We start from the raw sequence: 9,862 nt of genomic DNA, 5'->3' as shown, positions 1-9,862 counted from the left end.
AGGCGAGCAAGGCCAAGCAGGCGCAGAGCCGGGTCAAGGCGCTCGACCGCATGGAGAAGCTGGCGCCCATGCTGGCCACGGCCGACTTCAACTTCGAGTTCAAGGAGCCGGCCAACCTGCCCAACCCGATGCTGGTGATGGAAGAGGCGAGCTTCGGCTATCCGCCGCCGGCCGACGCGCCCGCCGGCACGCCGCCGACGGTGATCGTGCGCAATGTGAACAAGTCGGTCATGGCCGGCCAGCGCATTGGCATCCTCGGCGCCAACGGTCAGGGCAAGTCGACCGCGGTGAAAACCATCGCCCGCGCGCTGGCACCGATCGCCGGCCGCGTCACCGAAGGCAAGGGTCTCAGCATCGGCTACTTCGCGCAGCAGGAACTGGACGTGCTGCGTCCGCAGGACAATCCGCTCGAACACATGACCCGCATGGCGCGCGAAGGCCTGCCGGCCGGGCAGAGCGGCCGCGAACAGGACCTGCGCAACTTCCTCGGCACCTTCAACTTCAGCGGCGACATGGTGAAGCAGGCGGTCGGCACGATGAGCGGCGGTGAGAAGGCGCGCCTGGTGCTGTGCATGCTCGTGTGGCAACGCCCCAACCTGCTGCTGATGGACGAGCCGACCAACCACCTCGACCTCGCCACCCGCGAGGCGCTGGCGGTGGCGCTGAACGAATTCGAAGGCACGGTGATGCTGGTGAGCCACGACCGCTCGCTGCTGCGCTCGGTGTGCGACGAATTCTGGCTGGTGTCGCGCGGCGGCATCGAACCGTTCGACGGCGACCTCGACGACTACCAGCGCTACCTGCTGGACGAAGCCAAGCGCGCGCGCGAAGTGCTGAAGGACTCGATGAAGGCTGCTCCGGCCGAAGCCGCGCCGGTCGTGCAGGCACCGCCTGTCGCTGCGCCGGTGAAGAAGGCGCCGGTGAACCTCAAGGCGCTGAAGAACGAACTGGGCAAGCTCGAACAGCGCATCCTCGAACTGCAGACGAAGAAGCACGCACTGACCGCCAAGCTCGCCAGCCCGCTGCCGCCGAAGGAAATCGGCGAAGTCGGCGTCGAACTGCAGAAGGTGGACGAAGAACTCGAAGCGCAGGAAATACGCTGGCTCGAGGTGTCGGAACAGATCGAAGCAGCAGGCTGATCCAGCCGGCCGCGGCGGTGCCCTGAATCGCCGGCCGGCGTCATGGCAAGGGTTTGTAGGAGGGGTCCTCTGACCCCGACAGCAGCCTGTACCGAAGCCTGCGGATTGCACCGGCCGCATCGCGGCCAAGGCCGCTCCCACAAGGGTGAGCGCCCAACTCACGGCCAGCATTACGGCAAGGGCTTTGTAGGAGGGGTCCTCTGACCCCGACAGCAGCCTGTATCGAAGCCTGCGGATTGCACCGGCCGTGTCGCGGCCAAGGCCGCTCCCACAAGGGTGGGCGCCCAACTCACGGCCGGCGTTACGGCAAGGGTTTTGTAGGAGGGGTCCTCTGACCCCGACAGCGGCCTTTACCGAAGCCTGAGGACAGCAGCGTCCGTATCGCGAGCAAGCTCGCTCCCACAAAATCCCGGCTCAGCCGACGGCCAGGGCGTGTTTCCCGTGGGAGCGAGCTTGCTCGCGATGAGGCGGTCGATCCGACCTCAGCCGTTCACAGCCGATACGAATCCAGCACTTCCTGCGCCGCGCGGAAGGCTTCGCCGGCGGCCGGGACGCCGGCGTACACCGCACAGTGCAGCAGCGTTTCGCGGATTTCCTCGACCGTGCAGCCGTTGTTCAGCGCGCCGCGCACGTGGCCTTTCAGCTCGTGCGGGCTCTTCAGCGCAGTGAGTGCGGCCAGCGTGACCAGGCTGCGGGTGCGGCGGTCCAGCCCATCGCGGTTCCACACCGCACCCCAGGCGTGCGCGTTGATGAAGTCCTGCAGGGGCTGATTGAATTCAGTCGCATTGCCCAAGGCCCGGTCGACGAAATCGTCGCCCATGACTTCGCGGCGTACCTGCACGCCCGGTTTTTTCTGTTCGCTCACTGTGTGACGGCTCCGCTGGGACGTATGTCTATGCTCACTGGGCGGCCGGTGCGGCCTGCTTCATGTCTTCTTCGCACTTGCGCATGAAGGAGTTCTTCGCTGCGCCGGCGAGCGGCTTGCCGTCCTTGCTCAGCGCACGCGCTTCGCAGTCGGTCTTGTGCATCGCTTCGCGGTGGCATTTCTGCATGAAGGAGGACTTGGCGGCGCCGACCAGCGGCTTGCCGTTCTTGTCGATGGCGGCGGCTTCGCACTTCGAGTCGGCGGCGGCGTTCGGGTTGGCGTCGGCGGCCAGAGCGCTGCCACAGGCGAGCAGGGCGGTCAGTGCGGCGATGATCATCTTGTTCATGTCGATCTCTCCCGTTGGGTAGGTGCGATGGCGTATCGCCCGTACATGATGAACAAAGCGGCGCCGCTCGGCAAAGCCCGGGGTCTGTTGACCTTGAATCGCGGGCCCCGCGCGCGCATCGCGATGCGTCCGGATCAAGGCGGGCCGACGCCGGCTGACTGGCCGTCAGACCCTAGCCTGCCGGTATCCGTATGCCGGGAGCCTTGAGCCAGTCGAAGGTGCGCGCCATCTCGGCCGGGCTGACGTCGTTCACCTGCGAGTCGGCGAACACGTCGTCGCCGGCCAGCCAGTCCGCTTCCGATTGCGGTGCGGCGAGCGCCAGCATCAGCGCGTGATTCAGTTCGTACGACGCCCAGCTGCAACCGGCGTCGCGCAGCGCCGACTGCAGCGCGTTCTGCACCAGACTGCGCACCATGCGGTGGGCGACCGAGTACGGGATGTCGTCGATCTCGCCGCAGGCTGCGCGGTCGCAGGCGGTGCGGTCGTGCGACGCGTGGCCGCGACAGGCGAGCGGGCGCACCGCGTAGATCGCACAGGCGCCGTCGTCGTCGATGAAGGGACAGGTTGCCCGCAGCGCGACGCGGTCGTCGGCATCGGCGTCACGCGTGTCGCTGTCCGCCTCGGCCAGTCGCCGCACCAGTCGCGCGCAGACAGCGGGGTCGGCGTCGCGCAGATGGCGTGCGATGTGCAGCACTTCGGGGGCGGTGGCGGTAACGCGCACCGTACAGCAGGTCGCGCAGCCGCGGTCGCAGGCGACCGGCGCACCGGCGTCCATCCGCGCCTGCAGCGCCTGTTCGAAGTTGTCGAAGGCTTCGCCCAGCAACTGCGCGAGCAGTGCGTCGTCGTCGCGTTGCGACGCCAGGATCTGTGAAAAGGTCGCGTGACGTGCGCGGAAGAAGCGCAGGTTGTCGTCGTCGGCGGTCATGGCGTGCGCACTCCGGGCGGATAGGGTCTGCGTGCCACTTTACGAAGGCGGACGGCGCGCCGGTTTGATGCAGCGCAAACGGGATGCGCGTGCAGCGGGACGTTCACATTGGCTGAGCAAGCGGCCGTGTTCGCGATGGCGGCGGGGCTTCTGTGGGAGAGGTCTTCTGACCCCGACAGCGGCCGGGGTCGAAGCCGGCGGACCGCAACGGCCGCGTCGCGGCCAAGGCCGCTCCCACAGGAAACGCGCCCGATCCGCAGCCGGAGCCGGGCTTCTGTGGGAGGGGTCTTCTGACCCCGACAGCGGCCTTCATCGAAGCCGGCTGACCGCAGCAGCGCTGTCGCGGCCAGGGTGCTTCCCACAAAGGGCTGTCAGCGGCTGACGGTCAGCTGCAGCACCAGCCCGATCACCGCGCAGGCTCCGATCACATGGATCACGTTCGCCTTGAAGCGGAACAGCGCGACGGCGGCGCCAAGGGCGATCAGGGCCGACATCCAATCGAAGCTGCCGGCGAAGCCCTGCGGCCACAGCACGTGATAGCCGAAGAACAGCGCGAGGTTGAGGATGACGCCGACCACGGCGGCGGTAATCGCGGTCAGCGGAGCGGTGAACTTTAGGTCGTCGTGCGTCGATTCGACCAGCGGTCCGCCGGCGAGGATGAACAGGAAGGAGGGCAGGAAGGTGAACCAGGTCACCAGGGACGCCGCGACCGCGCCGGCGAGGAAGAGGCTGTCGGGGCCGAACACCGCTTTCACATAGCCGCCGATGAAGCCCACGAAGGCCACCACCATGATGAGCGGGCCGGGCGTGGTTTCGCCGAGCGCCAGCCCGTCGATCATCTGCACCGGCGTCAGCCAGCCGTAGTGGCCGACCGCGCCCTGATAGACGTAGGGCAGCACCGCGTAGGCGCCGCCGAAGGTGAGCAGCGCGGCCTTCGTGAAGAACCAGCCCATCTGCGTCAGCGTGTGCGACCAGCCGAGCACGCCCGCCAGCAGGCCCATCGGCACCGCCCAGAGCAATGCGCCGACGATGGCGACGCGCGCCAGCCGCGTCCAGCGGAAGCGCGCGTGTTCCGGCGTCGGCGTGTCGTCGTCGATCAACGCCGGCCCGTAGGACGCGTGTTTTGCTCCGTGTCCGCCGCCGGTGCGGAAGGTCGTCGGTGCGACGCGGCCGCCGATGTAGCCGATCAGTGCGGCGCCGGCGACGATGGCGGGGAAGGGAATGTCGAGCGCGAAGATGGCGAGGAAGGAGGCGGCGGCGATCGCCCACAGCGTCCGGTTCTTCAGTGCCCGACCACCGATGCGCCAGGCCGCCTGTACGACGATGGCGGTGACCGCCGGCTTGATCCCGTAGAACAGACCGGCCACCAGTGGCACGTCACCGAAGGCGATGTACACCCACGACAGCGCGATCAGGATGAACAGCGACGGCAGCACGAACAGCGCGCCGGCGACGATGCCGCCCCAGCTGCGATGCATCAGCCAGCCGATATAGGTCGCGAGCTGCTGCGCCTCCGGGCCCGGCAGCACCATGCAGTAGTTCAGCGCGTGCAGGAAGCGGCGTTCGGAAATCCAGCGCCGGTTCTCGACCAGCTCCTGGTGCATGATCGAAATCTGGCCGGCCGGTCCGCCAAAACTGATGAAACCCAGCTTGAGCCAGAACATGAAGGCTTCGCGGAAAGGAACGCTGGCGGGTCGGGGCGCGGTCATCGGCGGCAGAGGGTGCGGGCGGGCACGGAATGTCGGTCAGGCGCGCATTCTGCACCGCGGACGAGGCCCTGCGATGACACGGTCGCTGGCCCGCATCTTGCAGGTAGTGATCGACGCGTTGCCTGCCGGGACGTAGAGGAGCGTTCCGGCAATCGGCCGCTGGCCGGCGACGGGTCACATTACCTACTACTCGAAAACAAAGGAGTCACCATGAAATCTTCGCTGATGACCGCGTGCTGCGCCGCCGTGCTGCTGGCAGGCTGTTCCAGCCTGACGTCGCCGACGGCCGCCCGCGACAACTCGACGGAGACCCACAAGAATTACTGGGCCAAGTACGAACACTCCCGCAGCTCGATGCCCCCGTCGTCCGAATCCAAGCCTCTCTTTGGCGGTGGCGGTACGTCCGACGAAAAAACGGTCGCCGCTTCGCGTGCCGCGCGCATGGGGCCTGGCTGCACCGAACCCGGCACCGACAGCACGCTCAAGCTGATCGCCCAGCTGGAAGCCTCCGGCAAGGCGGCAGGCAACGGACAGGTCGATGCCAATGTCGTCCGCCTGGCCGAGCGCGCGCAGATGCTGTCCTTCCTGCGCGAATCGCTGTACCGCACCTGCGAGCGTCTGGCCGCAGGCCAGATCACCAAGGAGGAGGCGGCAGCAGCCAATGACAAGGTGATGAATTCGGTGCACGCCATCATCGAAACCGACCGCGATCTGGCGCGCAAGTCGGCGGCGGATGCATTGAAAGGACTGACGCCGGAGCAGATCAAGGCGCTGCAGTAAGCGGCGCCCGCAGCATTTCGCAAAGCGTCCGGACCGTGTCGCGGTCCGGATGCGACGAGACGCCGGTGAGACAGTTGACCGGTCGACCTGTCTCGCCTGTATCAGGCGGACTCAGCAGGCCGATCGAAAACCTGCCCCTCAGTGGAAGCGAGTGTGGCTTGCGACGGTGGTCTGAATCGCGACCTGCGGCTGGCCGCGTCCCCGTCGCGGCCAAGGCCGCTCCCACAGGGGATGCGCCCGCCCCCCGGCCTGAGCCCGGGCCGGGGTTCTGTGGGAGGGGTCTTGACCCCGACGGCAGCCTGCATCGAAGCCCGCGGACAGCAGAGGCCCTGTCGCGGCCAAGGCCGCTCGCACAAGGATCGCTCGCGATCCGTCAGCGGAGCCGAGCTTGTGTAGGAGCGGTCTTCTGACCGCGACGCGGCGGCTGAGTGGAGGACTGCGCGAGGTCACGGGCCGCAGTCGCGGTCAGAAGACCGCTCCTGCGGGCCCCGCGCCTGCACAGTTCTTACCTCACACCTTCTGGTAGATCTCCGCGCCTGACTTCACGAACTCGACCGCCTTCACTTCCATGCCCTTCTGCAGGGCTTCGTCCTCGTTGAGACCCTGCTTGGCGGCGAAGTCGCGCACGTCCTGCGTGATCTTCATCGAACAGAAGTGCGGGCCGCACATCGAGCAGAAGTGCGCCACCTTGGCCGACTCCTTCGGCAGCGTCTCGTCGTGGAAGCTCTTCGCCTTGTCCGGATCCAGACCCAGATTGAACTGGTCGTCCCAGCGGAACTCGTAACGCGCCTTCGACAGCGCGTTGTCGCGGATCTGCGCGCCCGGGTGACCCTTGGCGAGGTCGGCGGCGTGGGCGGCCAGCTTGTAGGTGATGATGCCTTCCTTCACATCGTCCTTGTCCGGCAGCCCCAGGTGCTCCTTCGGCGTCACGTAGCAGAGCATGGCCGTGCCGTACCAGCCGATTTGCGCCGCACCGATGCCGCTCGTGATGTGGTCGTAACCGGGGGCGATGTCGGTGGTCAGCGGGCCCAGCGTGTAGAAGGGCGCTTCCTTGCAGTACTCCAGCTGCAGGTCCATGTTCTCCTTGATGAGATGCATCGGCACGTGACCCGGACCTTCGATCATCACCTGCACGTCGTGCTTCCAGGCGATGTCGGTGAGTTCGCCCAGCGTCTTGAGCTCACCCAGCTGCGCGTCGTCGTTCGCGTCGTAGATCGAACCCGGACGCAGGCCGTCGCCCAGCGAGAAGGCCACGTCGTAGGCCTTCATGATTTCGCAGATCTCTTCGAAGTGGGTGTAGAGGAAGCTCTCCTTGTGGTGAGCCAGACACCACTTGGCCATGATGGAGCCGCCACGGCTGACGATGCCGGTCATCCGGTTGGCGGTCATCGGCACGTAGCGCAGCAGCACGCCTGCGTGGATGGTGAAGTAATCCACCCCCTGTTCGGCCTGCTCGATCAGCGTGTCCTTGAAGATTTCCCAGGTCAGTTCCTCGGCCTTGCCGTCGACCTTTTCCAGCGCCTGGTAGATGGGCACGGTGCCGATGGGCACCGGCGAGTTGCGGATGATCCACTCGCGCGTCTCGTGGATGTTCTTGCCGGTCGACAGATCCATCACCGTGTCCCCACCCCAGCGGATGGCCCAGGTCATCTTGTCGACTTCCTCGTTGATCGAGGAGCCGAGTGCGGAGTTGCCGATGTTGGCGTTGATCTTCACCAGGAAGTTGCGGCCGATGATCATCGGCTCGCTCTCCGGGTGATTGATGTTGTTCGGGATGATGGCGCGACCGCGGGCGACCTCGTCGCGGACGAACTCGGGCGTGATCTCGGCCGGGATCGACGCGCCGAAGCTCTGGCCCGGGTGCTGGCGGGTGAGCAGCTTGGCCATCTTCTCGCCGGTCGGACCGGTCGCGCGCAGGCTCTCGACGTAGGCGGCGCGGTTCATGTTCTCGCGGATGGCGATGAACTCCATCTCCGGCGTGATGATGCCCTGGCGGGCGTAGTGCATCTGGGTCACGTTGCGGCCGGCCTTGGCGCGGCGCGGGTGGCGGTGCAGGCCGGGGAAGCGCAGGTCGTCGAGCGCGCTGTCAGCTGCGCGGATGCGGCCGAATTCGGACGAGAGGTCGGTGAGCTGCTCGGTGTCGCCGCGTTCTTCGATCCAGCGGGCGCGCAGCGCGGGCAGGCCGCGACGGATGTCGATCGGGGCCTTGGGGTCGGTGTAGGGGCCGGAACAGTCGTAGACGAACACCGGCGGGTTCTTCTCGCCGCCGAAGCCGGTGGGCGTATCGGCCTGGGAGATTTCGCGCATCGGCACACGGATGTCCGGGCGCGAGCCTTCGATGTGGATCTTGCGCGAGTTGGGCAGCGGCGCGATCGCCGCTTCGTCCACGTGTGCCTGGTCGGCGAGGAAGGTATCTTTGGCGTTCATTGAAACTCCTGTTCTTGCTGCAGTCGGGTTTTCTTCGTCTGGGTATGCGAGGGGTGCGAGGATCGCACTTCGTCGGAACGACAACGCAAGTTCCAGGCCACGCAACGTGGCCGGGCGGTCGTGCCCGTAAGCCCCAGCCTGCGGCGCGTGCGCCGGCTGTCTCAACTATCTCACCGCCACCCCTACCGATGTCGAGACAGCTGTCGCAGCTTTCCGGCGTCTCACCCGTACATCTGTCGCAGCCCTCCGCGATCTCCAGGGCATAACCCCAGTATCCATGCGGGTTTGCGGGCAATTGCTTCAGTGGCATGAATGCTGCCTTAAGCCCTCCGACGGTGACCCGAACATGCAGGCGCCGCATTCAACCAGGACCAATCAACAGCATCACCTAGGAGGGGAACATGACAAGAACTGGACGCAAGTCGCTGAACAGCACCTTTACCCAAACCCGCAAGTTCACGGCCGGCGCTGCCGCCGTGGCCGCACTCTGTGTGATGTCGACGCCGGCGATGGCCGACATCGTCATCGGCGAATTCGGCGGTACCAAACTGTCGATGTTCGGCATCATCGACGTCGGCATGCTCTACAACAGCGATGCGAACGCGACCGGCGACAGCAAGACGTCGATGGAAACCAGCGGCCTGCGTCAGACGGTCATCGGCTTCAAGGGCGAGCGCGAGCTCGACGTGAACCTGACTGCCTTCTTCAACCTCGAATCGCACTTCGACACCAACAACGGTTTCCTGCACGGCACCGGCGACGCGAACGGCACCGGCCCCGGCGGCGTCAATACCCCGCTGTTCCGTCGTCAGGCCAACCTGGGTGTGCGCGGCGACTGGGGTAGCCTGACCCTCGGCCGCCAGTACGGCCCGGCGCTGCTGGCCCACATCGGCACCGAACCGCGCGCGTTCAAGGAACAGTTCTCCAACCTGTACGCCTGGGCCTACGGTCAGTTGTTCACGACCTTCAACCCGAACAACGGCAGCGGTCGCAACACGAATAACGACGTTGGCATTTTCATGAACAACGCCGTGCAGTACCGCAACACCTGGGGTCCGGTCACCATGGGTGTGCTGTATTCCTTCGGCGGCCAGGCTGGCGACTTCAAGGACAACAGCGCCTATGCGCTGGGCCTGACCTACAACGGTCCGATCACGCTGTCCGGCTCCTACCAGGCCTTCCACGACGAGCAGTCGGGCAAGAAGGTGGTCGATCACACCTCGCTCGGCTTCGCCATTCCGTTCGGCGACTTCACCTGGAAGAACAACTGGATGAACGCCAAGAACGACAACACGGCGGGCAACCAGCTGTTCGACGTGAATGGCTTCGGTACTGGTCTGGACTGGAAGTGGAGCGCGAAGAACTCGGCTACGCTCGCCTTCTATCTGAACAAGGACGACGCCAACAAGAGCGATGAAACCAAGTTCATCGTGATCAGCAATGACTACCAGTGGCGCCCCGACACCACGCTGTACATTCAGGCCGCCTTCGCCGATGCCGACCCGGGCGCAACCCTGCGCACCAGCATCGTCGCAGCGGGCGTGACGGCGGGTGAGAAGAGCACGCTGCTCAACGTCGGCCTGAACTTCATGTTCTAAGACGCTCGCGTCTGCAGCAAACGGCGGCAGGGTGTGGAAACCCGCCGCCGCATTCTAAAAACCAAGGAGACCT

At 65.9% G+C, this 9,862-nt stretch carries 8 protein-coding genes; 3 read left to right on the top strand and 5 right to left on the bottom strand.

Annotated features, from left to right (window positions below):
- A partial coding sequence (locus IV112_RS01200) for an ABC-F family ATP-binding cassette domain-containing protein (RefSeq protein ID WP_304000581.1) occupies positions 1-1,139 on the top strand: 1,139 nt, incomplete at its 5' end.
- 490 nt (positions 1,140-1,629) lie between these two features.
- Here IV112_RS01200 and IV112_RS01195 read toward each other — a convergent pair.
- The 4 genes from IV112_RS01195 to chrA form a co-directional block, all read right to left on the bottom strand.
- Positions 1,630-2,004: a carboxymuconolactone decarboxylase family protein gene (locus tag IV112_RS01195; protein WP_304000580.1), complete on the bottom strand. Its 375-nt coding sequence runs from the start codon at positions 2,002-2,004 to the stop codon at positions 1,630-1,632.
- A gap of 34 nt (positions 2,005-2,038) precedes the next feature.
- Entirely contained in the window at positions 2,039-2,350 is a 312-nt protein-coding gene (locus tag IV112_RS01190) for a hypothetical protein (protein ID WP_304000579.1), read from the bottom strand.
- A gap of 172 nt (positions 2,351-2,522) precedes the next feature.
- Entirely contained in the window at positions 2,523-3,275 is a 753-nt protein-coding gene (locus IV112_RS01185; protein ID WP_304000578.1) for a YkgJ family cysteine cluster protein, read from the bottom strand.
- 371 nt (positions 3,276-3,646) lie between these two features.
- Positions 3,647-4,984, bottom strand: a complete 1,338-nt coding sequence (gene chrA / locus IV112_RS01180; protein WP_304000577.1) for a chromate efflux transporter — start codon at positions 4,982-4,984, stop codon at positions 3,647-3,649.
- Between the two features lie 210 nt (positions 4,985-5,194).
- Between chrA and IV112_RS01175 the strand changes: the two genes are divergently transcribed.
- A complete protein-coding gene (locus IV112_RS01175; protein ID WP_304000575.1) occupies positions 5,195-5,764 on the top strand; it encodes a hypothetical protein in 570 nt (189 codons plus the stop codon).
- Positions 5,765-6,274: 510 nt separating this feature from the next.
- Here the strand turns inward: IV112_RS01175 and thiC are convergent.
- Positions 6,275-8,191: a phosphomethylpyrimidine synthase ThiC gene (gene thiC / locus IV112_RS01170; protein ID WP_304000574.1), complete on the bottom strand. Its 1,917-nt coding sequence runs from the start codon at positions 8,189-8,191 to the stop codon at positions 6,275-6,277.
- A gap of 401 nt (positions 8,192-8,592) precedes the next feature.
- On the opposite strand from thiC, the gene IV112_RS01165 reads away from it, so the two are divergent.
- The gene (locus tag IV112_RS01165; RefSeq protein ID WP_304000573.1) at positions 8,593-9,789 is read left to right on the top strand and encodes a porin; all 1,197 of its coding nucleotides are present in this window, start codon (positions 8,593-8,595) and stop codon (positions 9,787-9,789) included.
- Positions 9,790-9,862: the final 73 nt, after the last annotated feature.

Origin of the sequence: Methyloversatilis discipulorum (assembly GCF_018780585.1) — a bacterium.
GTDB lineage: Bacteria > Pseudomonadota > Gammaproteobacteria > Burkholderiales > Rhodocyclaceae > Methyloversatilis > Methyloversatilis discipulorum_B.
Note: the sequence above shows the minus strand (reverse complement) of the source record. Positions and strands in the feature narration are given on the sequence as shown.